Genomic DNA, 26,568 nt, shown 5'->3' on the forward strand with positions numbered 1-26,568 from the left:
TTACATATTTAGCTGAATTCATGTGGTCTCATAGTTCAAATAATAGAATTGTCTTAACAAGACATCTATAGCCACCAAGAAAAATAATCCAGTACTTTTTCATCCTTTTACCAAAGATAAAATCATGTTACTCTATATATTGTTATACAAGGTACATAAAGCTGAATTGGATTTACTATTTATCCGTAATACAGTAACACATTCAATTTAATTAAAAAAACAATAGTGAGGGTATTCAATATGAAGCAATTTAAAATATCATGTTCCATCTTTATGATTTTTGGCTGTACCTTAGTCATGGGTCAAGGTGCCGCTTACCAAGCCAATCAATCTATGCATCGTATGCATATGCAAGCCCATCAACAACACTTACGCATGAATGAAAATTTTCGCATGCAGCAACAAATGCTTACCCAACAACATATGGTACAAACCACAGAACAAAAGATTGCATACCTCACCCAAAGACTTAAAAAACTAGAAACCAAAGAAAGCAAATACAAAAAAGAGATCGCCCAAAAAGAAAGCTCCAAAGAGGGCCTCAGTGAAAAAAAAGTCAAAAGACTTGAATCAGATATAAAGAAAAAGAATTTGTTCCTTAAAAGAACAGAAAAGAAAATTGCAAAGACCCAAAAAAACTTAGACCAATTAAAAGAGCAGCAACGCAACAATAAAGAAAAGTTAGCCCTAGAAACCAAAAAATACGAAGCAGAAAAAAAAGCTGCTGAAGAAAAAAAGGCAAAAGAAAAAGAAAAGGACGCCATCCAATAGATTAGCACCTAAACCAAATACAAGGACACGCAATGGATTCTTAATTAAAAGACATTAACCTAATTTGAATACATAGTGTGTCCCAGTATTTAGATTTACATACAAAAAAAATGACATCTATTCTTAAATATTTTTCTATAATTTTACTTATCTCTATTTGCATTGTTTTTGCTTATTTTAATATAGGAAGAAAATTAAATGGGTTTGAAAACTTTCAGATCCAGCACACGGGATTACATAAAAAAAATGAGCCCTTAGAGTTAAATAAAGATTTAGCAGACAAATTTTTGTCTATTGAACAAAAGCTTAACCTATGGTGGAAGCAAAATAACCGCAATTGGAAACCAACACCCGCTACATACATAAATAACTTTGTTATTACCACGGACAAAGGGTCACTTAACTTTTTAGATGAAACCGTAATTGTAAATTGTTGTGGCAGACAATACTCAAAGACCTTATCAAAAGAAGAAAAAGACTTTATAGAACAAATAAAAGTGTCCATGAACACTCTTTTTACTTCAAATAATCAGTAAATATTTTTATCAGCTTTTTTCCGCAGAAAACTACCGCAACTCTTCCATATATAATTATAATTGAGTCAACTCTCCCCGGAATTTCCCAATTATTATTTACTCTCCAGTAAACCTGATCACTTCAATGCATGTCCATTTTTTGTACATACATGTATCAATTCTAAACATCTGTTGGTTAACTTTCTATATGAATGTAAATAGTTTGTTGTTAATCGTTTAGTATTGTTAGTCATATATAAGCTAAACCTATGTAGTAATCTCTTTAAGTTTCAAATTTACAACCTGAAATAGTTCTTAAAACTTTGGCACGTCAATTGCTATTTTTATTCAGATAAGAATAATTTTAAAAAGGAATTGAAATGTCAGCATGGAATCGGAACTCATTTTGTATAGACATCAGTGAACAGTTTATTTTTGTAGGCACTAACTCAGGACAAATCGAAGTTGTGGACGTGGATACCTTTTCCGTTATGAACAGTGTTCAAGCTCATGATGGATTAATTGAAACCATGGCTGGCCATAGTTATCATAAATTAATTGCTGCCTATGGTAAAGATGGATGGGTTTCTATTTGGAGTTATAATGATGCTGGGCAGCTTACAAAAATTCAGGATATCCAGACTCGTTATTTCTCGCCACCCGATAATGAACCTCCCTTTAAATCTACCAGTCAGGCTTTGTGCTGGCATAAGACAAAAAAACGTCTTGCTGGGCATAGTGGTAACTCTGGAGTGTTTGAAATTGATATATCTGATCAATCATACAATCTTCTACATTGCAGTCGTATCTTTAAAAACCTAGATGTTATCACTACTCAATATGTGGAAAATAGTGATCAACTCTTAGTTGCTTCAATTAGAGGCCATGCTGCACTTACAGATGGAGGCAAGGTTATTAAGGAGTGGGACTTTGGTAAGGGCAATCGAAATCAAGCCCTTCATTGGTTTGAACATCTAAGTGATGGAAATTATCTTATTGCTAGCGATGGTCAGCGCATCATTCGTTTCAGTATAACTGATACTGAACCTGTCACCCAAGGACCTTTGGTAGCAAAGGATCATCTGGAGCATGTCACATTGAATAGAAAAGAACGTAGAGCTTTTTGTTCAAGTTTTGACCGAAACATTTATGAAATTGATCCTGATACATGTGAGTCCTTAGGTACAATATGGAAAGCACCTTTCAAATGTCGTTGGATAAAGACACTTGAACGTGATCCATCCCTTATGATTGTTAATTGCCGAAATGGAGGGTTGTATAAAGTAAATATTAACGATGGTAAGAGTATAGGCATTATCAAGGACACTCCTGATGCTCTGTGGAGCGGAATTATTTTACAAAATAACTTCATCCTAGCTGGAGAAGGTGATTACTGGCGTCTTTTAGAGGCAACAGGCAGCGATTTTAACCAACGCTCAACCACATTTTTAAGTAAAAAAATCCAGTTTGAAGCGGACTCAAAATATTACACAAAACGAGTCATTTCTGTTGGTGAAGACGGCCAAGTTCTTCTAGGAAGATCAGACGGGAGTCTCGTTTTATCTAAACCAGAAAACTCAACTACACTTTGTAAATTGCCAGCAGCCGTACGTGACTTGGTATACTCTCAATCTCGTAAAGCTGTATATGTAGCGTGTGAGGATTCGCACGTGTACAAAGTTGATATAAGTCTTGGTACAGCAACCAGTATTCAACAGTTTGAAATGCCTGTATGGGCAGTTGCTCTAAATGAAGATGACACAACCTTAGCCGTTGGAACCCGCATGAATTTTGTTTATTTTTTAAATTTATCTGAGCATAAAATAGAAAAAGTATCCACAGAGTGCCGTTTTATAAAAAGGTTAAAATGGTACGATTCAAATAGACTCTTTGTTGCATCTAGTGGCAGCCTTCGTCAATTAAACCAAAAAGCGCAAAGCTCTTTAACACTTGTTGCTAAAGTTTCTAATACAATGGAAGATTTTGATTGGGATATCAACAGTAGATACATCGTTGCAATTAGCTACTCAAGAGACATTTATCTTTTTGATTTTGCTTCTGGAAAGCGACTAGATATCCACGGAGATAGTATGGACTATAGTAAAGGAATTTTGTTTCTAAAAAAAGATACTGCTCTGTCCGGCTATCGAACTGACTTTATAACTTTTGGTCGAAGCGGCCGCATAAACCTTTTCCGTGTTCACGATGAGCGTATTATTTCACTCGGACCCGTGGCTATAACCTAAAAAAAGAAAGGAGAAAGACAATGATTGCAGATATCTAAATAAGATTAGGGTTGTTGTTCATAAAATTGAGCAACAACCTGATCTAAATTTTTTTTGCTTTACATTACTAAAACAATGAATATCACTTTAAAAAAATATTTAGATTCCTACAAAGGCCTTCCCCAATCTGTATGGATACTTTCCATAATGGCATTTACAAATAGTGTGGGCAAGATGGTTATCACATTTCTGGCCCTATTTGTTACACAAAAACTTGGCCAAAGTGTGACAATGGTTGGAAAAATTATGATGGCCTATGGTTTTGGATGCATTATTGGAGGCATTCTTAGTGGGAAGTTATGTGACTCTATTGATTCTAGAAAAGTGATTATTGCAAGTCTTTTTCTAACAGGAGTTGGGTTTTTTTCTCTCTCCATGACACAGACCATAGAATGGATCATATTGGTCATCTTTTTTGTTGGATTTTCAGAAAGCGGTTTTCGGCCAGCGTATAACACTACTATCTCACGCCTGTGTCCTCCAAAAAATAGAGCAAGAGCCTACTCTTTGTACCGTGTATTTATCAACGTTGGCTGTTCAATGGGTGCCGTTATCGGTGGGTTTCTTTCGGAAAATAATTTCTCTGTGATTTGCCAACTGGATGCTCTGACTTCCATATTGGCTGCTGTAGTCATGTTAGCCTGTTATCATAAACTTGTTGCACGTTTACCAATATCTGAAGAAAAAAAGACCTATACTTTTGATCGGCCTTGGAAGGATCCAGTATTTCTTTTCTTTTGTATTATAATGATGGGTGCAGCTTTCGTTTTTTTCCAGATCAAAACAACCTACCCTCTTTATCTAAGAGATAGTTATGAAATATCCAGCGTACAATTTGGATTATTAATGTCTTTGAATGGCATCATTATTTTATTGTTTGAGATGCCTCTGCTTTCATGGACAAATAAATTCCGAACTGAATCCATGGCTGCATTAGGCGCATTTTTATTATGTTTCGGATTTGCCTTATTACCTGTATCTATTTGGAAATCTTTGGCCTTTGTTTACCTTCTCATTTGGACAACGGGTGAAATGATCATATTTCCAACTGCTTTGGGTATAGTAGCCAACCAGGCGCCAGAATCAAATAGAGGAGAAGTTATGGGAATATATCACACACTATTCTCATTGTCTCATATTCTAGCACCCGTCTTAGGCAGCCTCATTTATGCAGCATGGAGTCCTGAAATTTTATGGGCAATATCTGGTCTTATTGGAATTGTAGTTTCATTGGGATTTTATTTTTTACCTAACATTGCTCGAAAGCTTCAGAGCGCTCAAGCTTAAACTTAACAACAGGAGAACCTTAAACCATGATATTAAATAAAAATCATCAATCAACTTTATCAAATTTTAAATTAGATCAGAGTGATCAATCTCATATAGAATTGCAAGCTATTGTATCAGGGTTTTCTGAACCTCTTTTCGAATCTGGAGTTTTGTTTACAGCCTTAGAGTTAGATTTATTTCGGAATATATCCTCAAGTGGAAATAACGTTGGTGAGTTAGCTAAAATTTTAGATATTCCTCAATCAAATTTAGAGTTATTGCTAAATGCACTAACAAGTCTTGGAATTTTAGAAAAAGAATGTGGGTGTTTTCAAATTTCAGATCGATTCAAGAAGCATCTTCAAAAAGGCTCAAGCTATCTTGGAGATCATTTGCTTCTTTACAAAGAGCGTCACCTACGCTGGCTATCGATTTATGATTATATGAAAGGTACGCCAGATCAAACTTCAATCAAACTTAGAGATAATGACTCATCTGTAGCTACATCATACTTAAAATCAATCAAAGATTTTAATAAAGCCTATGCAGAAGAAATGATTCACGTTTTAAGACAAGATTTAAATGGATGCTCTGATATTCTTGATATTGGTGGAGGACATGGATACTATTCTGAACAAATTCTAAATCAACATAAAGAGATTCAAGCTACAATCTTAGATTTCAAGGCACCTATTGAATATTGTAAGCAGTTACAAAATAAAAATCCAAATTTTAATCGATTTCGCTTTGCCGTTGGTGATGTACTTTTAATGAATTACAGTAATACATTCGATCTAGTCATGATTAATGATGTTTTACATTATTTTAAAGCAACAGAAAAAAAGACCGCTTTACAACGTGCTTTTAGATCTTTACGTATTGGCGGAACAATTGCGATTTCTAAATTCACTCTAGATGAACCCTCTCCCAAAAATAAAATGGCAAATCTGTTTTCCTTAAAAATTAATCTAAGTTCCATTCATAGAGGTTATTTAGAAACTGATGAAGAGCTTGTTGATCTATTGAAAAGTCTTGGAGGAGCAGAGATTCAAGTGAGACCACTTGGAGAATTAAAATCTCTAATTACTGCAATAAAAGTATAATCTCTATATTGGTTTGGTTTTTTTATAAGATCATTTATCTATACAATGCAATATTCTATTACTCTATGTAATATGTATTATATCGTATTACTCCCGCTAACTAAATTAGAGCAAGAAAAGTACGATAAATAATCTTATTGTACTTCCAACTCTACATAATATTTTATGAGAAATAAGTGTGTAATGCAAGAATCACTAAAGGTGTTCCAATTACATACAAGTTGTTCGTTATTGAAACATATTAATCTATCTTGTATTTTTTTTAGCGAAATTTTTTAAATCTATAGAAACTACAACAAACATCATAAACTATAACCCCTTTTAAGAAAGAGAATGCTTAAGATAATTTAAAACAATGGATATTTGTCCATGCTAGCTTATCGTATTTTGACTTTTGGTTTTTTGGTATATTTCCTGCAATAAAAACAAACATGAACAACTCTATAAAAACAACTGATCCGTTGAGAAAAAATATGGGTTATGTGGATAAAAACATAAGGCCTGAAGATTTAAAACATATCAAATTTTCTGAAATGCCAAAGGTTCGGACATCTGTTCGGATGCCTTTAAATGGAACAACAGCTTATTTTTCTTCTTTTTCATGCCTAGGAGATTCTAAAGAGCATTTGGCAATTTCATTTTGTGAACATGATAAATTAAAGTCTATTCCTCTTATTCGAATTCATTCTGAATGTCTCACGGGTGATCTCTTCCAGTCAGACAGATGTGATTGTGGTAATCAATTACAAGAATCAATAGCATCACTTAAAAAGCAAAGAGGATTACTCCTCTATTTAAGACAAGAAGGAAGAGGAATTGGACTTTACCAAAAAATGGAAGCTTATGTTTTACAAGACAAAGGATTTGATACCTACGAGGCAAACCAGGCTCTTGGAGCAGACAAAGATGGGAGAAATTATGAAGTTGCGGCTAATATGCTTAAAGCTCTTGGCATATATAAGATTGATTTACTTACAAACAATCCAGTCAAAGTAGCACAACTTAAGCAATATGGAATTGAAGTACATAAAGTTGTACCAACAAAAACCTATTTAAACAATCAAAACGAGAAATATTTGGAAGCCAAGAAACGTGTATGTGGTCATACATTGGATATTGATGGAGGGTTGTCTTGAATAATAAATCGGGCCATCATTCTCCTATTAGTGGCATCTCAACATTTAAAGATGAACTTGTAGCAACTGCGGGATATGACAATCAAGTGATTCTTTGGAATCGATTGAATAAAGAAATTTTAGCTCGAGCCAAGCATAAACATTTGGTAAACTCGTGTGAGTTTAGCCCAGATGGTCGTTTTTTGGCTACAGCCAGTAGTGATTATACAGTTCGTATTTGGGAGATCCCTAGCTTGCAAAATCACACTATTTTTAGAAGTCATCAAGATGATGTTGAAATGGTAACCTTTCATCCTAGCAAGCCGTTGATTGCATCAGCTTCTAGAGATCGTTCCGTACAAATTCACAATATTAAAACAGGATCATCACAGTTATTGGGGCACCATAACTCTGATGCACTTTCGGTGGCTTGGAGCAAAGACGGAGACCATTTAATTTCTACAGGTGATGATGGAATTCTTCGTAAGTGGTGTCATGAAAAAGGTCAAGAGCTGAATCAGTATTACTTTGGAAATGTTGAGACGGATACAATTGCAATCATAAATGAGCAAACAATCTACGCTGGTAATGATAAAGGAGAGATTGTTTGCATTTTAAACGGTAAAAAATCCATAATTAAAGCGCATGATTCAGGAGTAAAACGCATTGTTGTGTCACCTTCTTTAGGTTTCATAGTTAGTATGAGTTATGATCGGAGTGTCAAAATTTGGCGTATCAATGATAAACAGCATCTTAGCTTAGAGTCCACAGCGATTTTACCATGGATAGTTTGGCCTAGATCATGCGCTTTTGCTACTGATGAATACATAGTATTTGGAACTTTCGGCACCACTTATGTGACGTTGAATTGGCCAAGGCAATCATGGGATACTCGCGGTTATGATTCTACAAAAGGACTTAACCATGTATTCCCAACTAAAGCTGGATTTTTAACATGTGGAGATGCTGGAGAGGTTTTACTTAATCAATCTCAGGTTGGAAATGTTCCAAGTCTTCTTAACTTTTCTTTTGAAGTTGAGGGAAATGTTTATGCTGGGGGGCAAACAGGTGCGTTATATAATGTAAAGGACCAACAGATAGTATATCAACATTACTCTCCTCTAAATTGTTTTGTATTTGATTCAGATAAAGAACCAAAAAATATTTATATAGGAAGTTATACAGGTGATCTATTGAAGTTTTCAATTTCTGATAGTGGGAAAATAATGTTTGAAAAGTTAATTAAGATTCATCAGAATGCAATTAAATCACTGTCTTCTAATGCATCTTTGCTTTTTAGCTTGTGTGCAGATACGTCAGTTTCATTTTACTCATTGACTGATCTATCATTGATTAAATATTATAAAAATGGTCACGAAAAAATTGCGAATGGGGCGACTTGGATTGGTAATGACATATTTGCCTCTGTAAGTAGGGATTTAAAAATTCGTTTTTGGTCAATCAATTCCATAGAAAAAATTTCGTCTCCACATTCGCATTCAATTAAATGTATCTCTACAGATCTAGAAAAGAATTGGTTGGCAACGGGAAGTTATGATGGAACTGTTTGTATTTATAATTTAAAACAAAGCAAATTTGTTAATAAACTAAGTCTATCTTCTTCTGGGATCTCGTCGATCCATTCGTCAAACATAGATAAAACGTTTATTGCTTCTTCTTACAATGGCTTACTCTATCAAGTTCACATAAAAAATGAAATGGGATCATGTTCAATAAGTACAATTTAGAGTTTCAAAAAATTCCAAGAAGAGCTTATTCGATTGGGAGTACTTTATCTGAAGTCAATCAATGTGTTCAAGAATGGAAAAAACATCTGGTTGATAAAAGCTATACAGAAAAACAGTTTCGCATATGGATTAAAAAAGAACTCCCTGTTCACATTGTCTTTGCTAGCGAATATTTTATTGGAAAATATCCTATAACCAATGCCCAATATCAAATATTTTTAAACAAATCGGGATATGAAACAATACCAGAAAGTATTCAAAGTAACGAAGGTGATGATAATCCTGTGTGGGGTGTTTCTATTGATGATGCAAAGTCCTGTGCTCATTGGTATGCAAAATATTTAGGGCTACCTTTGCGCCTACCTTCCGAATATGAATGGGAGATAGCTGCACGTGGCATAGAACGGCTACAATACCCTTACGGAGAAACGTTTTCCTCTAAAAAAGGTAATACTTATGAAACGGGTATTGGTCATACCACTCCTGTTACATTATATGAACAATATGCCTCTCCTTTTGGAGTTGTTGATATGGCTGGAAATGTAGAAGAGTGGGTTGATACCCAATATTCACCCTATCCAGGTGGACCGAACCTTTCAGATGATCTCTCAGGTACTTTAGGTGATAATTATTTCGTTTTAAGAGGAGGTTCCTTCGCACGTGGTGGAGATCTTAGCCGTGGAGCTCGAAGGCATGGACCTTTTCCTAAACCGGAGTTTCGCTATACTGGGTTTCGTCTAGCATTTGGGTCATTAGATAAAAAGTTTCAACTAGAAGAAACTTTACTAAAAGTGATAAGTTTAGAATAAATACGGTGATTGGGCCCTCTATTCAACGTATATTTTAATGTAAATAAGCTTATATTTACCGCAATTAATTCCGCACACAGCTACCACAACTCTCTATATAATTCTAATTCAGTCGACTGTCCCCAGAATTAGTTGCCAGAATTAAACTGTTAGAGGAACCAAATCTGCTGAGGTCTTAGGAATGAGTTTTATACCTAATTTTTCACATCGCTCTTGCACTTTTTCTTCTGCATACCTGCAGGTTACCAAGATAGATACAGCTTCTAAACTGTTTTCTTCTATCAAATCTAAAGCAGTTTCTTCAAATCCCAGTAACTCATAATCACATAAACATAATAAGTTTGCTTGACCCTCAATTAACAGTTTAAAATCCTCTGGGCATCGAGCATGCTTTAAGTCTATATTATACTTTTTTACATAGGTCTTTAAACGTTTATCCCATACTTTATGAATTGATTCATCATCGTCTAATATAATAATAGTCTTTATACCACTAAGGTTAATTCTTTGTACAAACCAGTCTGGAGACTCTGTATTGGGTAAGTACAACTTAATCTCTGTGCCTTTACCTTGTTCAGACTCTATGGCAAAACGTCCTCCCCACTTTTCTATATTATATTTAGCATAATACAAGCCCAAACCTGCACCAGACTCTTGATTTGCAGCCTTACCAAAAGACACTCCCTTTTGACCTAGTTTAGGTAGTATATTTTTTGGGATACCTTTTCCATCGTCTTTGACACTAATCAAAACCTCATCATATCGAATGCATTTTGCTATTTGAACAACTACTTTTCCTGAGTCTTCAAAAGCTTCTATACTATTGTTAATTAAGTTAGATAAAACTCTTTTTAAAATGCGTTCATCCACTTTAGCAAACAAACCATAAGCTTCTTCACTATCCAAAGTAATATCCACATGTACTTTGTCTTTTAATTGGTATCTTTTTTCAGATAAAATCTCTTCAATGATTGGCAACAATAATTTTGACCTTAAAACTTCCTGTCCAATATTATCCTCCACACCTCGATCATACATTTCACTCTTGCTCACCAAGTTATTCGCAATATCTTGAATTCTCTCAATAGAAGACCTAAGTAACACCCTCGACTCTTCAGGTAACCCAGATAAATCCTTAGAAACCACATTCAAAGCCGTTAATGGCGATCGTATATCATGGGCAACTTGCTGAGCAATATCTTCTTTAATAGACAATAGATATATTTTCTTTTCTTCATCTTCTATTGTCTTACGTTGAAAAATAATTTTTTCATGTAGATTTTTTAATTTTTGGTAAATTTTTTTTGTTTCTACAAATTTATTAATCTCATTACGATCAGGAGCATTTTCATCATAATTTTCTAAAATTTTAGTAACTAATTTAAATGGATGCATTGATTTTTTTAAAATAATTTTATTTGCCCTAAGGCCTAACATTAAAATTAACAACACAATAATTATAAAAGCCGAGGCTGTTGCAACCAGTGGGTAAATTAAATATTCGTCATTATATGTTATTTTTATTATGTATGGATCATCATCGTCATCATCAAACAAATAAAAAGTTTTAGACAATTCTTCTTTATTACTTTCTGCACTTGCACCAATAATATTTATTAATAAATTATTTTTATTCTCAATAGTTATCTGGCTAATATTAGTTTCTGGATTACTTATAAATATCTGAAGAACCTGGTTTACTGTATAATCGTCTCCTATTCTCAAATACGGTTTGGAAATATTAATTATTTCTAAGATTGATTTGTTTAATTTTATATTTTGCGATGATTTTGAAAAAATTGCCAATGATATAAAAAAAATAATTGAAAACAACAATATAAAGATGGTCAAATTATATTTAATGACCTTTAAGATTACGCGATCGAACTTCTCTGGCACTTTTTATTCCAAAAAATTAAATACAATAACGCTGACACAACAGAAATCACTAACACCATTTTAAATGAGCTTAATAAAAATGGGGCTCCATTACTATACTTTGCAATATATAGATCATAACATCCATGAAAAATAAAACCAACCATACTCAACATACTTAAAACTTTTGAGTAATGTTTACTGTCAACACCTTCTAATATTTTATTTGAAGAATAAGCTCCAATTCCTCTAATAGCCATAAAGTAAAATGCCCCAAAAAAATATAGCCATATTACAAAGGCAAAAATTGAGTTAAAGCTTACAAACAGTAATGGAAATATTACCAATATACCAGGTATCAAAATCAACAATATTATATAATATTTGTCATCTAGTTTATTTTTTAAAACTTGCAACAAAGTTCCATTAAGTATGCTGCCTAGGGTCTGCATTCCAAGCATAAAAGAAGCAATTGTATACCATGTATATTTAGAGTTTATTCCATCATAAGTTCTTCCTAGAGAAATAATCAAATAACTCATGATAGGTGCGCCTATCATCCATAAAACAATATTCGTGAATAAAGCTTCGTTTACATTTTTTATTTGGAAAAAACTGCTTATTTTATAGTTTAATTCAATAATATCTTCTGAGTATAGTTTTTTAAAAACAACATAATCTTTTAAAATCATTTTGATATTAATAAAATACAACAAACCACCAAAAATTAATAAATAATGAACGTATTTAGTTTTTGACAATAAAACTAATAGAATAATTGCTAAAATTATAACCAATGATGAAATATATTTTCCATATTTCATAGAAAATGTGAATGAATTGTGCTCTTCATTTTGATCTTCATTATTTTTTTTTAAAAACTCTTGATAGAAACCTTGCACTGAACCACTAATTAAAGGTTTAGCAACTCCTAATAGTATACCATCAAGGTACACAAACAGTAGTGCTAACTTACTGTGACCTCCAAGCTCAATAGCTATAAAACAACAACAAAGAGCTACAATAACTAAAACCAGTCCACTAACAACTGACAATACACGTCCAAACTTATCTGCAAAGTATCCTAATGGAACTTCTAGCAAGCAATTTAACGTATATTCAAAAAATGAAATAATTGCTACGCTCTCTAGAGGGAGTAGACCTAAAATGCCGGCAATGAGTCTAAAACATATTGAATTAAATTGAACTATAGCTCCAAACCAAGCATTAAAATAACCTAGTCGTCTTAAAATATATTTATTACTTACAGCTTCCATAAATTTTTTCTAATTCATGCGATACTGACAATAGGTATTCATGAAGGCCCTTATCAAAACTCATTTTTATATATTTGTTTAAAACTTTAACATCCTTATTAAATCCACTATACAATTTTTTAATTAAACTACTTGCTTCTTCTTTTATTTTATTTTTTGAATCTGATTGTATTATATTTAATGAAAGCTTTATCATTGAAACTTGTGCAAATACACCATGAAACAAACCAATCAAAGGTCTTTTGGTATCTTTCAATGATAAATCTACAGATTTTTCCCATTGTGCTAAACTACTAAATCCTGGCAAAGAAGAAATTATAAACAAATAATTATGTGTTATTTCATGAACCATTATTTCTGCCCATTTAAAAGAACTTTGTCCACTCATAATATAATGAAACTCTCCCAATCTTTTAGGATCGGAAAATGACTCACTATCATCTCCAATCATAGGGTAATTGATTCTATTGCACAAATGATCTATTAAAAAACTAAATGTTGAAAAATGAGTAGCAATCATCTTTTTGGCTTCTAAATACAAATCCTCCCATTGTTTGTTGTATTTAATTTCATTACTTTCTATAATATCTAAACCTGTTACATTCTCTTGCCTTTTCAAGTCTTTTTTTATAAAAGTTTCTAAAAAACGCTCCTCAAAATCACCTATATTATAATACAAATAACTTAGAGCCGGCGTTGAAAGCGAATCATAATCTTTAGAATAAGTAAAATGCTCTATTAACCCTTTAATTGACTCTGACCTCAAAAAATTGATGTATTCCTTTACAATGTTTTGATCATAAAAAATCACACTTCTAGTTTCCAAAATTAAATTCCTCATACGGAAATTCCCAATATCTCAATGCTAAGGACGTAACATTGGGAAGTTTTACATTTTTACTATAATATATGCTTCTTTTTGGATAATATATTGGGATTGCTGGAATGTCGTTTTCAATATGCTTAACTAATCTATAAACGAGATCATTTTTTTCCTTCTTTGTATGCGCTAATAAAAGTTTTTGATATATATCATCATATGTATAGTTTTTGTAGCCATTGATATTAGCATCCGAATGACTTAAGAAAGAGCTAAATATTGTACTCTCATCGTAATTTTGCAAAGAAACAGATCTGAACATAAAATCAATTTCATTCTCCCGCATTTTTTTTAACAAACTGTTAAAATCATAACTAACAACTTTTACATTTAAATCGTATCCTTTTAACTTATCTAGTATATAATCTCTATACCTTTGAGGTGCTCCCTTTTCAAAACCAAACACAACACTTTTATTAGAAATAAATTTTTTACTTTTTAATACATTAACGTGCCTTTTTGCTTTATAACCCATAACTCCTTTTGGAGAAAAACCAGTAGCCGGGAAAAAATCTCCCCCTACATAACTCTTAAACTCTTCTGGATTTATTATATTAAAAAATAGCTTTCTATTTTTTATATTATTAAAAAATGTGTTTCTTAAATTTAACTCAATCAACATAACTGAAGGATGGATGTACTCTATTTTTTGAAACTCTTTTTTTATCTTTGATTCATTAACACTACTCAATCTTAATTCATCAATGTTTCCTTTATTAAATTCTTTTATTATGTCTTCATTTTTTAATAACAAAAAATTAATACATTCTTTTTCAGACGTTAGCTTAACTCCTTTTCTAACTAATTTTAGACTATTGTGATCATGTTTATCCAAAATAAAGTCACCAACACCCAAAAGCATTTTATTATCGTATTTTGTAATTGATGCCTGCAATGTTGCTAACAATTTAAAGAAAGAAGAAAAATTTTTTGTTTTAAGTGTAATTATAAATTCATTATCGCTAATAATATTAAACGAATCACAAGTACTTATATTTTTACATTTTTCATATTCATCAAGAAATTTAATCAGATTATTCCCATATAATGCGCTCACCTTAAATGAGTTATAAACATCTATACTTTTGATCTCACTTTTATCCGAAAATGTATATGAATTGTCTAGCTTAAACTGGATAGTTTTATTTTGATAATTAACTATCCAGCTTTTAGCTACGCTTGGCTCTATAACCCCAGAAGGTCCAAATTTTACTAAAGATTTATGAATTTGCTTGGCAACTCTATTTAATTCTAAATCATTACTTTTATACGGATTGTATTCCGAGTATATCTTTAAAACAGGTATTTTCAGACCACATTCAAATACATCTGCTTTGGCTATTGCGACACTTGAAATAAATGCCGCAATTATAAAAGCGATTTTTAACTTAATTGCCAATACCGCCGCTTACTCTTTTTTCACCAATAATATTATCTTTATGAATATCTAAGTTAAATTTACCATTTACATCCATTTTATATCCTTTCATTAAAACTATATTTTCTATACACATTACATACAATAAAATTTCATTTAAAAAAACTTACAATTGTATTTGTTTTATTCTTACAAACATGAAAACTTGACTAGCAAATAAAATGCCAAAATGTAGAAAAGTATATTACTATATTTTTCAATAACTTAGAAAATAATAAACCATGATAAAAATGTACATTTTTTGGACACTTGTTCATATTTAATACAATAAAGGGTATATAAAAATAAGTTATTAATAAGACAAAAGAAACATAGATTGATTTATTAGGTTCCAGGTGTATTATTTGAATGCACCCATCCAATATTACGAACCTCTTCCAAAATATACGCCTGGCACCTTGACTTACCTTTCAAAAGAAGTCCTAAACCCAGATAATTTCGATTACGGTACACGTCCCCGGAATTTACGGAATTTACGAGTAAAACTTTCAACTCCCTAAAGTAAACAGGTTCCATTTTGCGACCATTCAGCAAGACACTTTTTCTTGTAATTCTAAATAATTACAGATATCTAACAGCACGTTTATGGATATCTCTCGCTATTATTTTTTAGATTCAATTGGAATGTTACTCAGCATACTGGCCGTTTATTTATTAGGGAAAAAAATAAGATTAGGCTTTATTGTGTTTGCTGGAGCAAATATTTTGTGGATAGCTATTGGTTATTTTTTAATGGATAGCATTGGCATTATCCTGGGTAATTTAGCTTTCTTTGTCATTAACCTTAAAGGTTACCTAAATTGGCAATAAAACCTAATAAGAATACATAGTGTATCCTGTGATTTTTAGTTTACTTTTAATAAAATTATACTACGTTTAGGGTTTATGTATTGTAAGATCAATTGTTTGATATGAGGAAAAATGAAAATTTTTAAAAAAGGATTCTGGTTACTGAGTAGATAAAAAGTTAAAGCTCCTGGCGAATGTAAATACCCAGAAAAGCTACCTTAACTCTTCCATCTTTATCATTCAAACTCAGTCGACTACCTCTAGAATCAAAAAAGATACGGTTCAATAAATTAACTTTAAACTCCCCAAAGTAACCGGGTACTTTTTCACATGCTCCCCAAAGTAACTGGGTACCTTTTACATATTTATCTAGAAAAAATCTGCTCCCCAAAGTAACCGGGTACTTTTTCACATAGCTAAGAACTTATTTCAAATCAGGTTAAAAGAAGAAAAAAATTTATAAAATACTTTGCTCCTGAAAAATTCCGGTAATTCCGGGGACAGCTACTGAAATTCTTCCGTCTATACAATTATAATTCAGTCGACTGTGCCCGGAATTTGCCAAAGTAAATGGATACCTTTTCATTACTTTTTCATTCTGAATTAATTGCGATAATCTAATGCCTACAGTATCATTGTCAGGTAAAGTCATTAGATTACTGCAAAAATATAAAAGGTTAGAGTGCTGAACAAGCTAAGAAGTAAAGACGATATTCTAAAGGACATTCAGGCTTTAGTTGAAACTCCCGGTTATATCTATACACTTCTTATGATCATTTTTGAAGACTTCCATGTTGACCTGAAAAATCTACATAAAGTGGATTCGTGGGCAAAACTGAACATGAACGAAGCTGCCATGTTGGTTGGCCTCTTAATACAAAAGCCCATTGATTTTACTCAGCCACAATCAGTGCAAAACTTTATTGAGGCAAAAAAGAGAACTCGTGAATTGATGCAGGAACTACACCAAGCATTCATGAATCCCTTTTTTGAAAAACTTAAAAAAATAATTCATGAAAACAATGAGCAGCCCTCTAAGGAAAGCATCCAAAATTTTTTTAATCAGGGCAATCTACTTACAGAACCAATTTTTTATTCTGGCACAGGAGTTTATGACTTCCAATATCTCGACTTCCTCTCAAAAAAATATCAGTACGACAGCAATTGGTTGAAAACTAATCGAGGGTTTGTATTCAATGAGGTTATTGAGATCTTTAAAAAAATTAAAGAGATCGTTCATAAAAAATCCGATCAGGTAAATCTATATGTTTCTCTGAATCCAAACAAAGAAGAGATAAAAGAAAAAGCTCGTAAAAAATATAAAGGTGATAATTTTGAAAAAGACTTCCAATTCGTAACAGACTTGGCTGAGATGCATCAATATGCAAGTCTATTTATTGACAGCTCAATGCTGGAATTAAAGCCAGGAAGTGAAGAATTCATAAGGACTGGACAAAAGGCTTTTTGCCGAAACCTAGTAGATTTATTTACCGTTACAAAAACACAGGTACGAGAGCTACGAGGTGGTGATCAGTTCATTAAAAACTTTTCTATAAAAAGTGGCGACCCCGAATGTTCTCGCTTCAAAGGAATCGGTGCATACAATATTGCAAATTCACATCCTTTGATTGAGCTGGATGATGAGCGACTTCTTTTGCCGATACCATTCCTTTTATCTGAAGCCATCTATGAGGCTCCTTTTTACTGGATGATAAGTGATGCCGCCTATAAAGATACGGCTTCTACCAACAGGGGAAATGCAGGCGAAGACATTGTATTCCAATTTTTATCAAAAGTTTTTGGGGATAAGGCCTACAGAAGGATTTTGGTAAAAACGACCAACAGTAAAATGAATACAGATATTGATGTTTTGTGTATTCTTGGCAGCAAAGCCCTTTGCGTTCAGGTAAAATCCAAAAAGTTAACTAAATTATCAAGAAAAGGTGACTTTCATTCCCTACAAAAGGATTTTCAGGGTGCAGTACAAGATGCGTACGAACAGGCATGGATTGCTAGAGAAAAAATTTTAGATAGAACCTCGAAGTTTTTTGACGAGCATGGAAATGAGATAAAACTCTCCGAGGAAATTGATGATGTTTATATGCTTGTGGTGACGTCTGAAAACTATCCATCACTTGCCCACCAAACACATACACTTCTTAAACTGAAAGAAAACTCGCCATCACCCTTAGCTTTTACAGCATTTGATCTTGAAATTGTAACTCACTATCTGAACGACCCTTATGATTTGCTTTATTATATAAGACAGAGAATAAACCTGATTAATCATTTCCGGGGCGATGAAGAGATGGTTTATTTAGGGTACCACCTCAAGAATAAGTTGTGGAAGGATAATGCCGGCTCTGTTTCACTAAATTACGACTTCGCACAGGCAATTGATCGAAACTATTATCCATTTCGGGCGGCAATTTTAGTCTCAGATGAAGGCGACTCAATCAAAGCACAATGGAAAGATGATCACTTTGACTACCTATGCAATCAAATAAAGAAAATTGGCAATGATAAAATAACGGATATCATATTTCATCTCTATGATCTGTCTGGGAGTGCCAGAAATAGTCTGGTTAAATTAATTAAAAGCATAAAAATGAAAACATGTGAAGATAATCAATTCCACAGCTTTTTTATGCCTCCAGATGACAAATACCAAACTCGTTTCTGCATTACCTATTTATCCTCAGAAACTGACTCATTAGAAGAAGTTAAAACCCACCTGTTAGTTCTAGGTAACTTAAGAAAATATAAAAGTAAGGCCGATTACTGGTTGGGCTTAGGTAGTTTGAAGAAGAGTCGAGCTCCGTTTGATTTAATTTTATACAACTACACACCCTGGACCCAGGATGCCGAGCTTGAGGAGCAATGCAAGCATCTGCCTGAATTAGTAAGGACCTCTTATATTGATTTAAAATCGGACGAGCCACAAAAGAAAAAAATTGGAAGAAATGATCCCTGTCCATGTGGCAGCAGCAAAAAATATAAAAAGTGCTGCTTGGTTTGATTTATCAACACCAAGCCCTACCATTAAAGATGTAGCTGGCTGTAAAAAAGTAACCCGGTTACTTTGGGGATTAATTAATTTTTCTCCTACTCCACCGTAACAGCCTTAGCCAAATTCCTAGGCTGATCCACATCCAAACCCTTTTGATCCGCTACATGATAAGCAAAAAGTTGCAGAGGAATGTTTTCTAGGATGGGTCTGATGAAGTTGTGGCATTGCGGGATAAGTAAGCAATCATAGTTTTGATCTAGCTTTAAATCTTGTACTTGTTGTTCAGTACAGACAATCAAAACTTTGGCGTCTCTGGATTTAACCTCTTCTATGTTGGATAAGGTTTTTTCTTGATGAATGCCCTCACCCAAAATGGCCATGACTGGCATGTTTTGGTCTATCAGTGCAATAGGACCATGCTTCATTTCTCCGGCGGCATAGGCTTCTGCGTGAATGTAAGAAATTTCTTTAAGCTTTAAGGCGCCTTCAAGGGCTATGGCATAAGCATCTCCACGGCCTAAAAACAAAAAACTAGAATACTGCATGTACTTTTGCGCTAAAGGAGCAAGCTTAAGGTTTAAATCTATGCACTGTTGTACGGCTTCTGGCAGATGTAAAATAGCATGCACCAGCTCACTGACCTTATCTTTACTCTTAGCCTGTAACATATGCACACACAACATGGCCAAAACCGACAGTTGCGTAGAAAAAGCTTTGGTAGACGCCACGCCAATTTCAGGGCCGGCTTGCGTGTACAAGACATAATCAGCGGCTCTGGCAATGGAGCTGTCCATGTTATTGCAAATGGCCAAGCAGGTGGCAGCTTTATCTTTGGCTTCATGCAGGGCAGCCAAGGTATCTGCGGTTTCTCCAGATTGGGAGATCCCCACCCACAGGGTTTTATCATCTATGATGGGGTCATTGTATCTAAACTCAGAAGCCAATTCTACATCACAAGGAATTCTTAAATAACGCTCAAACCATTGTTTGGCCAACAGGCCTGAATGATAAGAGGTTCCGCAGGCACAAAACACAATTTTGTTAAACTTATCTGTATCCATGCCGTCCAGCTCAGACAGGCTGACTTTGGCGGCTTGCTTACTGATGCGGGAGCGCATACTGTCTGCAATGGCTCTGGGTTGCTCTAAAATTTCTTTGTACATGAAATGCTTGTGACCATCTTTTTCTGCGGCTATCCGTGACCAGGTGATTTTTTTTACTTGGTAGTCCAATTCAGTATTATTAAAATCTTTAAGGGTCAGTTGATCTTTTTCTAAAATGGCCATTTGGTGATCTTCTAAAATCACCACATCTTGCGTGTATTCTAATAAAGCAGGGATATCTGAGGCCAAAAACATTTCATTGTTGCCAATACCCACAATCAAGGGACTGGCATTTTTAGCCACCAAAATTTTTTCTGGCTCTGTTGTAGACATGGCGGCAAAAGCAAAAGAACCTTTGAGTTGTGCAATACTGCTTAACACGGCCTGCTCAAAATCCAGACCATTGCGCTGCATGTTGTACTCTATTAACAGTGGAATGATTTCTGTGTCTGTCTCTGAACTAAACTGTGCGCCATTGTTGATTAAGTTGTGTTTGATCTCTAAATAATTTTCTATGATGCCGTTATGCACCACCACCACATGCTCTGCCCGGTGCGGATGGGCGTTTTCATCACTGGGTTTGCCATGCGTGGCCCAACGGGTATGGCCTATGCCCACGTGACCGGGAGCAGATTCATCTTCTAATTTTTTTTCTAATTCTACCAACTTACCCTTGGCCCGAATCACAGAAATGTCTTGATCTAAAACCGCAATCCCGGTTGAATCATAACCACGGTATTCTAGTTTTTTTAAATTGTTGATGACAATGTCTTTGGCGTTTTGCTCACCAATGTAACCGGCAATTCCACACATGGGCTACTCTTCTCCTAAAACCGTGTTTGCCCCTACCCTCACGTTTTCACCAAGCTCAGCCTGGTAAATGCTACAATTATTGGCCACCTTCACCCCATTGCCCAATTGACTGTTAATAATGCAGGTGCCAGAAGCAATTTGGGTATTTTCACCCAACTGGCTTTGGCCTCTGACAATGACTTCTCCTTGTAAAGTAGAGTCTTGACCAATTTTAACATCTGACTCAAGCGTAATACTGGCTGGATCTTCTAAATGAACGCCGTTATCCAGAAAATAAGAGGCTTTTTCATCAAAGAAAAATCGGGTTACATCCGCTAAGGCGCTTCTGTCATTGATTCCCATGATTTCCAGAGATTCTTTTAAAACCATGCGCCCTACCCGTAAATTTTGGCTGCGGGCCATTTCTACCAAATCGGTCAAATACAGCTCATTTTGCTTGTTGGCTGGCTTAAGTTGCGTGATATTCTCCCACAAAAACTTGGAATCATAAATGCCTATGCCGGTATTGATTTCATAAATTTCGCGCTCATAAGCTGTGGCATCTCGGTGTTCCACTATTTTTGAGACGCTGCCATCAGCATTAACAATCACCCTTCCATAGCCAGTGGGATCATCTAATTCTGCGGTAAGTATGGTTAAAGCATGATTTCCGGACTCATGCATCATCCATAAACGACGCAAGGTCTCTACTCTTATACCAGGTATATCCCCGTACAAAATCACAATGGGGCCTGAAAAATCAGTAAAGATCTCTTTGGCTCTGGCCACAGCATCTCCTGTGCCTTTGGGGTTATTTTGCATCACCCAATCAATGTTTTTTTCAGCCTTAAAGTAATCTTGGACTTGATCGGCCTGATGGCCAATAACCACTGCTGTTTTTGATGCTTGCAATTGTTGCGCAGTGCGAATAACATAGTGAAGCATGGGTTTTCCTGCTATTTTATGCAATACTTTTGCAATATTGGAGTCCATGCGTGTTCCTTTGCCGGCGGCAAGGATAATGGCACCTAAGGGGTGTTCTGGGTGTTGATGTTGTGATGATGTCATGATGAAAATGAGTTATAAACTGAAGTTAGGCTGTAGACAAGGAATAAAAAAAGTGCGCCTAACAAGAAAAAAACGAGGAAAAACAAAGCCTTAATGTCTTATCGTTATCCCATAAAATTTGGCAAATACCTGCTGACCCGTAGAATTGCGGTGGGCGGTATGGCTGAAGTATTTAAAGCCAAGCTGTATGGCCCCAGAGGCTTTGAAAAAACCTTGGCCATTAAACGCATTTTGCCTGAATTCAGTGAAGATGAAGAGTTTGTAGCCATGTTTGTGGATGAGGCAAGGATTTCATCCAAATTGCATCATGGCAATATTGTTCAAGTCTTTGATTTTGGTCAGGTGGATGATGCCTATTATCTTGCCATGGAGTTTGTTGATGGCAGCAATCTTAAAAACTTATTTAGAAAAACCTTAAAATCTCAGAACCTTTTTCCTAGACACCTAGCCATTTATATTGCTTTGCAAGTGGCCAAGGCCCTGGAGTATGCCCATCAAATCAAACAGGATGATGATAACACTTTAGAGTTGGTGCATAGAGATATCAGTCCGCAAAATATTCTTATTGCCCATGATGGCCAAGTTAAACTGACGGATTTTGGTATTGCCAAAGCCAGCATCAAGTTATCAAAAACCCAACCCGGTAAAGTTCAAGGCAAGCTGAGTTATATGTCACCTGAGCAGGCCATGGGTAAAAACTTGGATAGACGCTCTGACATCTTTTCTTTGGGTATTATTTTATATGAATTGATCTCTGGTGAAAAAGTCTACAATTCAGAAAACACCAGTGAACGCTACAAGCGCATCCGCAAAGCGCAAATTGAGCCGCTTAAATCCTTGGCCCCAGATATTTCTGACTATTTAAATCAGAGTGTCATGCAACTCTTAGAAAAAGACCCTTGGGCACGACCTAACAATTGTACTGAAGTCATTCAAAAACTATCTGAATCCATCAAAAAATACAGCATGGATGAGTTGGCCCTGGAGCTATCCAACTTAATGCATAGCCAATTCCCCAAAGAAAGCAGCACAGAAGCCAGCCAACTCAATAAAACTCCGTCATTGTTGGATGTCCCAGGACACTTGATTGAAGAAATTTCCGCCCAAACAGAAGTGCGGCCTGATGATTTAAGCTCCATTGATCATGAAGTGGAACAACAACGCCATAAAAAAGAGCCCTTGTTGATTCATAGAATAAAAGAATGGTTTCAACTTGCGTCGGTTTATTTATTTGAGGGCCAAAGAAAACAATACACCTTTGGGATCCTTATTGTTTTACTGTTTATCAGTGTAGCCAGTTCATTTTTCTTAGCCGTCAACAACTCAGTACAACCCAAACCCATAGTAGTTAAAAACCAAGAAAAACTAGCTCCTAGCCCAGACAGCCCTTCTGCACAACCCTATCCACCAACAAATACTGATCCTTTATCCCTAAACTCTTTAAATACTGAGGAGCATAGCCTTGAGCAATTCAGTTCAAACGCAGAAAAGGAACCTTTATTGGACGAAAATCCTACAATTTCTACAGGGACGGGTTCAACTGTTGTCACCAATGACCTCAATGACATGAAGCAACTTAAGCAAAGACAAGAAAAAATTCATCAAGACCTAGAAGCAGAACAAACCATTCAAGAGCTACAAAAAGATGTGGCCTCTCTTAAACAAGAAAATCAAGAAAAAGCCCAAGCCCTAGAAGAAGCTTTGGATGAATTGGAAACCCTAAAAAAAGGCGCCCAACAAGAAATTGTAAAACAATGTCCAGCTGGGATGAAAAAAGTGCAAGGAGGTTCTTTTCAATATGGCTCAGATGAAAATGATCCTGATCGCAATGACTTAACTGAACCTTTGGCCCAAGAAAGCAAAGTTAAAAGTTTTTGCATGGATCAATTTGAATACAGCACTAAAAAAGCTTCCACTCCAGATATCAATATTTCATGGCATCACGCGCAAAAGTCCTGCCAACAACAAGGCAAAAGACTGTGTACCGTGCAAGAATGGGAATATGCCTGCAAATCCTTAGAAGACAGCAAATATGGTTTTTCTACATCATTTGAAGAAAGCCAATGCGCCATTCAAAATGACACTTTTGAAACGCTTGAACTCTTGAGCAATTCCTCCAAAAGCGCTTGCAAAAACAGTTTGGATATCTACAATCTCAGTGGAAATGTCCTTGAATGGACTCAAAGCGCTGGCAAACACAGTCCCAACACTTATGTAGCCAAAGGCGGCTCAATGCAAAGACCTTTGTATCAAGCTCGCTGTTCTGCACACATTGAATTGGATGCAGACTTACAAGAGCCTGATCTGGGATTTAGATGCTGTAAAAACTTCTAAAAGCCTTTTTTCTATATTGTTTGTCTTGCCAGCTTATTCATAACCAGCCATAATAGAGAACATATGCACTATAGAGTTTCTTTTTTTATATTCTTGTTTAGTTTGCTGACCATCGTGCAGGCAGGCAGCATTGTTGTAATTCAAGGTGATCATACTGCCTTTGGCCAAAAATATTTTGCTGGTTTTTCTTCTTTGGTCAAACACAAAGTCTCTGCTTACAAATACAGTCCTGATAGCGAACTGTCCCTGATGGGAAAAATTCATAGCATACGACCAGACGTCATCATGACCATTGGCGCCGTGCCTTTACAAAAATTAATAGAAAAATTTTCTACTACCCCTATCATTGCAGCTGATTATTATGACAACAAATTAAAATCCAAAGCCAATTTAATCATGCTCGATCAATCACAACCCATTGGCCATGCCTTTGATATTGTGGAGATGATTTTTAAACGGTCCATCACATGGGGTGTGATTTATGACCCAAAATATTCTCAAGCTGATTATGATGCCATTACCTTACTGGCCAAACAAAAAGGCATAAAAGTATTGGCGGTTAAAGCGGATAAAATCATTGATATTAAATCTGCCTTACCTGCGTTTAAGGGTAAAATTCAGGCATTTCTTCAACTCAAGGACATTACCCTTAATCATCCTGATGCCAATGAAGCCATTGGCAGTTTTTGTCAAAGCAATGGTATTGCTTGGGTATCATTAAATCCATACAATTCTACACAATATACCCCCTTATTTAGTGCCAGCATTGACCCTATCGTTTTGGGAGAGAAAGCCTACCGCTTAGCAGATAGTATCATTAGCACCAATAGAATTATCCAATACGCTCAATCCAAACAAAGTCATGCTGAAATTATCAGCACTTTATCCATGGGCACATTGTCAAAGTTAGGCATTTCAGATAACGCTATTTTAAGCTTACTCAATAGCATTACCAACCAAGACATTCGTGTGCTTCTGGTCAAGTAAAGCCTGCTACTACTTTGCAATTCCATTAATCTCTGGTAAGAGCAAGCTTTGCCTTTGTAACTTGTTTTAAGAAAAGAGTTCTAGAATTTATGACAAAAAAACCTGCAAAAAATAATGCGTCGATGGAAAAAATTGTTTCATTGTGTAAACGAAGAGGTTTTATTTATCCTTCCAGTGAAATCTATGGTGGCCTTAACAGTTGCTATGATTACGGTCCCTTGGGTGTTGAATTAAAAAAACGTGTTAAAGATTACTGGTGGAACAGCATGGTCAGAAGCCAGCAAAACATTGAGGGTTTGGACAGTTCTATATTAATGCATCCCACCATTTGGCAAGCCTCAGGCCACGTAGAAAACTTTACTGATCCCATGGTGGATTGTAAAAATTGTAAAAGTCGTTACCGTGCAGATCAACTTGAAAATCCCAATCAATGTCCCAATTGCAAAAAAAATGAACTGACAGAAGCAAGACAATTTAACCTGATGTTTAAAACATTTATGGGTCCTGTAGAAGACAGCGCCAATGTTGTTTTTTTACGTCCAGAAACAGCACAAGGGATATATGTTAACTATCAAAACGTTTTAACCACTTCCAGACAAAAGCTTCCCTTTGGTATTGCTCAAATTGGTAAGGCGTTTCGCAATGAAATTACCCCTGGTAACTTTACCTTTAGAACCCGTGAGTTTGAACAAATGGAAATGCAATATTTTGTTAAACCCGGACAAGATGACCAAGAGCTTGCTGCTTGGAAAGAAAAGCGTTGGCAATGGTATTTAAGTTTAGGCATTAATCCTGAAAAATTACGCTTCCATGAGCATACAGAAAAAGAACTGGCGCATTATGCCAAAGGGGCCTTTGATATTGAATATGAATTTCCTTTTGGTTGGCATGAATTAGAAGGCATTCACAACCGCACTGATTTTGATTTGCGACGGCATGAAACTTTTTCAAAGAAAAATCTTCACTATTATGATGAAGCCAGCAAAGAAAAATATTTACCTTATATTATAGAAACATCTGCCGGTTGTGACCGCAGTATTCTTTGTATTTTATGCGATGCTTATCATGAAGATGATGAACGTGTGGTAATGCGTTTTTCTCCAAAGCTTGCTCCCATTCAAGTTGCTTTGCTACCGTTGGTAAAAAAAGATGGTTTGCCTGAAAAAGCCAAAGCCGCTCAAGCCCAACTTAACGCCCAGTGGGTCAGTTTTTACGATGAAAGTGGTTCTATAGGCAAGCGTTACCGCCGGCAAGATGAGATTGGTACTCCTTTTTGTGTTACTTTTGATCATGACAGCAATGAAAAAAATACAGTCACGGTTCGTCATAGAGACAGCATGCAACAAGAAAGTGTAAACATTGATCAACTCAATCAATTTTTGACTGATCATATATAA

The 26,568-nt window shown here is 35.1% G+C and carries 20 protein-coding genes; 13 read left to right on the forward strand and 7 right to left on the reverse strand.

The genetic code is table 11. From position 1 onward, the window contains the following. The first annotated feature begins 240 nt into the window (after positions 1–240). The 8 genes from PKC21_08875 to PKC21_08910 all read left to right on the forward strand — a co-directional run bounded on the left by PKC21_08875 (position 241) and on the right by PKC21_08910 (position 9,615). A complete protein-coding gene (locus PKC21_08875) occupies positions 241–771 on the forward strand; it encodes a hypothetical protein (GenBank protein HMR25452.1) in 531 nt (176 codons plus the stop codon). Positions 772–848: 77 nt separating this feature from the next. Further along, complete coding sequence (locus PKC21_08880) at positions 849–1,307, forward strand: hypothetical protein (protein HMR25453.1); 459 nt, start codon at positions 849–851, stop codon at positions 1,305–1,307. Between the two features lie 359 nt (positions 1,308–1,666). After that, on the forward strand, positions 1,667–3,532 hold the full coding sequence (locus tag PKC21_08885) for a hypothetical protein (protein HMR25454.1): 1,866 nt from the start codon (positions 1,667–1,669) through the stop codon (positions 3,530–3,532). A gap of 114 nt (positions 3,533–3,646) precedes the next feature. Further along, positions 3,647–4,858, forward strand: a complete 1,212-nt coding sequence (locus tag PKC21_08890) for an MFS transporter (protein ID HMR25455.1) — start codon at positions 3,647–3,649, stop codon at positions 4,856–4,858. A gap of 26 nt (positions 4,859–4,884) precedes the next feature. Then, positions 4,885–5,943, forward strand: coding sequence for a class I SAM-dependent methyltransferase (locus PKC21_08895; GenBank protein ID HMR25456.1), 1,059 nt, complete (start codon positions 4,885–4,887; stop codon positions 5,941–5,943). Between the two features lie 431 nt (positions 5,944–6,374). After that, the gene (ribA, locus tag PKC21_08900) at positions 6,375–7,079 is read left to right on the forward strand and encodes a GTP cyclohydrolase II RibA (GenBank protein ID HMR25457.1); all 705 of its coding nucleotides are present in this window, start codon (positions 6,375–6,377) and stop codon (positions 7,077–7,079) included. Beyond that, complete coding sequence (locus PKC21_08905; protein HMR25458.1) at positions 7,076–8,806, forward strand: WD40 repeat domain-containing protein; 1,731 nt, start codon at positions 7,076–7,078, stop codon at positions 8,804–8,806. Before ribA ends, PKC21_08905 begins: the two co-directional genes overlap by 4 nt. After that, entirely contained in the window at positions 8,785–9,615 is an 831-nt protein-coding gene (locus PKC21_08910) for an SUMF1/EgtB/PvdO family nonheme iron enzyme (protein ID HMR25459.1), read from the forward strand. Before PKC21_08905 ends, PKC21_08910 begins: the two co-directional genes overlap by 22 nt. A gap of 141 nt (positions 9,616–9,756) precedes the next feature. On the opposite strand, the gene PKC21_08915 is transcribed toward PKC21_08910, so the two are convergent. From PKC21_08915 to PKC21_08930, 4 genes are read right to left on the reverse strand one after another with little or no spacing between them, the layout of a single operon-like run. Further along, complete coding sequence (locus PKC21_08915; protein HMR25460.1) at positions 9,757–11,514, reverse strand: HAMP domain-containing sensor histidine kinase; 1,758 nt, start codon at positions 11,512–11,514, stop codon at positions 9,757–9,759. Continuing rightward, on the reverse strand, positions 11,490–12,770 hold the full coding sequence (locus tag PKC21_08920) for a hypothetical protein (GenBank protein ID HMR25461.1): 1,281 nt from the start codon (positions 12,768–12,770) through the stop codon (positions 11,490–11,492). The genes PKC21_08915 and PKC21_08920 overlap by 25 nt, the downstream gene beginning before the upstream one ends. Then, positions 12,754–13,611, reverse strand: coding sequence for a hypothetical protein (locus PKC21_08925; GenBank protein ID HMR25462.1), 858 nt, complete (start codon positions 13,609–13,611; stop codon positions 12,754–12,756). Before PKC21_08925 ends, PKC21_08920 begins: the two co-directional genes overlap by 17 nt. Further along, positions 13,586–15,049 (reverse strand): ABC transporter substrate-binding protein, encoded by a 1,464-nt coding sequence (locus PKC21_08930; protein ID HMR25463.1) that lies wholly within the window; start codon positions 15,047–15,049, stop codon positions 13,586–13,588. Before PKC21_08930 ends, PKC21_08925 begins: the two co-directional genes overlap by 26 nt. A 624-nt stretch (positions 15,050–15,673) precedes the next feature. Between PKC21_08930 and PKC21_08935 the strand changes: the two genes are divergently transcribed. Next, positions 15,674–15,898, forward strand: coding sequence for a hypothetical protein (locus tag PKC21_08935; protein HMR25464.1), 225 nt, complete (start codon positions 15,674–15,676; stop codon positions 15,896–15,898). Between the two features lie 157 nt (positions 15,899–16,055). Here PKC21_08935 and PKC21_08940 read toward each other — a convergent pair whose 3' ends face one another. Continuing rightward, on the reverse strand, positions 16,056–16,289 hold the full coding sequence (locus PKC21_08940; protein ID HMR25465.1) for a hypothetical protein: 234 nt from the start codon (positions 16,287–16,289) through the stop codon (positions 16,056–16,058). Between the two features lie 270 nt (positions 16,290–16,559). On the opposite strand from PKC21_08940, the gene PKC21_08945 reads away from it, so the two are divergent. Further along, entirely contained in the window at positions 16,560–18,896 is a 2,337-nt protein-coding gene (locus PKC21_08945) for an SEC-C metal-binding domain-containing protein (GenBank protein ID HMR25466.1), read from the forward strand. A gap of 86 nt (positions 18,897–18,982) precedes the next feature. Here PKC21_08945 and glmS read toward each other — a convergent pair whose 3' ends face one another. After that, positions 18,983–20,803, reverse strand: coding sequence for a glutamine--fructose-6-phosphate transaminase (isomerizing) (glmS, locus tag PKC21_08950; GenBank protein HMR25467.1), 1,821 nt, complete (start codon positions 20,801–20,803; stop codon positions 18,983–18,985). A gap of 3 nt (positions 20,804–20,806) precedes the next feature. Next, entirely contained in the window at positions 20,807–21,850 is a 1,044-nt protein-coding gene (locus PKC21_08955) for an NTP transferase domain-containing protein (GenBank protein HMR25468.1), read from the reverse strand. 93 nt (positions 21,851–21,943) lie between these two features. Between PKC21_08955 and PKC21_08960 the strand changes: the two genes are divergently transcribed. From PKC21_08960 to PKC21_08970, 3 genes are all read left to right on the forward strand, one after another. After that, positions 21,944–24,184 (forward strand): protein kinase, encoded by a 2,241-nt coding sequence (locus tag PKC21_08960; protein HMR25469.1) that lies wholly within the window; start codon positions 21,944–21,946, stop codon positions 24,182–24,184. 63 nt (positions 24,185–24,247) lie between these two features. Next, entirely contained in the window at positions 24,248–25,171 is a 924-nt protein-coding gene (locus tag PKC21_08965; GenBank protein ID HMR25470.1) for a hypothetical protein, read from the forward strand. Positions 25,172–25,260: 89 nt separating this feature from the next. Next, entirely contained in the window at positions 25,261–26,568 is a 1,308-nt protein-coding gene (locus tag PKC21_08970) for a glycine--tRNA ligase (protein HMR25471.1), read from the forward strand.

It is taken from the genome of Oligoflexia bacterium, assembly GCA_035326705.1.
Lineage (GTDB): Bacteria > Bdellovibrionota_G > JALEGL01 > JALEGL01 > JALEGL01 > JALEGL01.

What these genes read in the sequence shown, in the direction of transcription:
- PKC21_08875 (HMR25452.1), top strand. Translation starts at nt 241, where the DNA reads ATGAAGCAATTTAAAATATCATGTTCCATCTTTATGATTTTTGGCTGT.
- PKC21_08885 (HMR25454.1), top strand. Translation starts at nt 1,667, where the DNA reads ATGTCAGCATGGAATCGGAACTCATTTTGTATAGACATCAGTGAACAG.
- PKC21_08890 (HMR25455.1), top strand. Translation starts at nt 3,647, where the DNA reads ATGAATATCACTTTAAAAAAATATTTAGATTCCTACAAAGGCCTTCCC.
- PKC21_08895 (HMR25456.1), top strand. Translation starts at nt 4,885, where the DNA reads ATGATATTAAATAAAAATCATCAATCAACTTTATCAAATTTTAAATTA.
- ribA (HMR25457.1), top strand. Translation starts at nt 6,375, where the DNA reads ATGAACAACTCTATAAAAACAACTGATCCGTTGAGAAAAAATATGGGT.
- PKC21_08910 (HMR25459.1), top strand. Translation starts at nt 8,785, where the DNA reads ATGTTCAATAAGTACAATTTAGAGTTTCAAAAAATTCCAAGAAGAGCT.
- PKC21_08920 (HMR25461.1), bottom strand. Translation starts at nt 12,770, where the DNA reads ATGGAAGCTGTAAGTAATAAATATATTTTAAGACGACTAGGTTATTTT.
- PKC21_08925 (HMR25462.1), bottom strand. Translation starts at nt 13,611, where the DNA reads ATGAGGAATTTAATTTTGGAAACTAGAAGTGTGATTTTTTATGATCAA.
- PKC21_08935 (HMR25464.1), top strand. Translation starts at nt 15,674, where the DNA reads ATGGATATCTCTCGCTATTATTTTTTAGATTCAATTGGAATGTTACTC.
- glmS (HMR25467.1), bottom strand. Translation starts at nt 20,803, where the DNA reads ATGTGTGGAATTGCCGGTTACATTGGTGAGCAAAACGCCAAAGACATT.
- PKC21_08955 (HMR25468.1), bottom strand. Translation starts at nt 21,850, where the DNA reads ATGACATCATCACAACATCAACACCCAGAACACCCCTTAGGTGCCATT.
- PKC21_08960 (HMR25469.1), top strand. Translation starts at nt 21,944, where the DNA reads ATGTCTTATCGTTATCCCATAAAATTTGGCAAATACCTGCTGACCCGT.
- PKC21_08965 (HMR25470.1), top strand. Translation starts at nt 24,248, where the DNA reads ATGCACTATAGAGTTTCTTTTTTTATATTCTTGTTTAGTTTGCTGACC.
- PKC21_08970 (HMR25471.1), top strand. Translation starts at nt 25,261, where the DNA reads ATGACAAAAAAACCTGCAAAAAATAATGCGTCGATGGAAAAAATTGTT.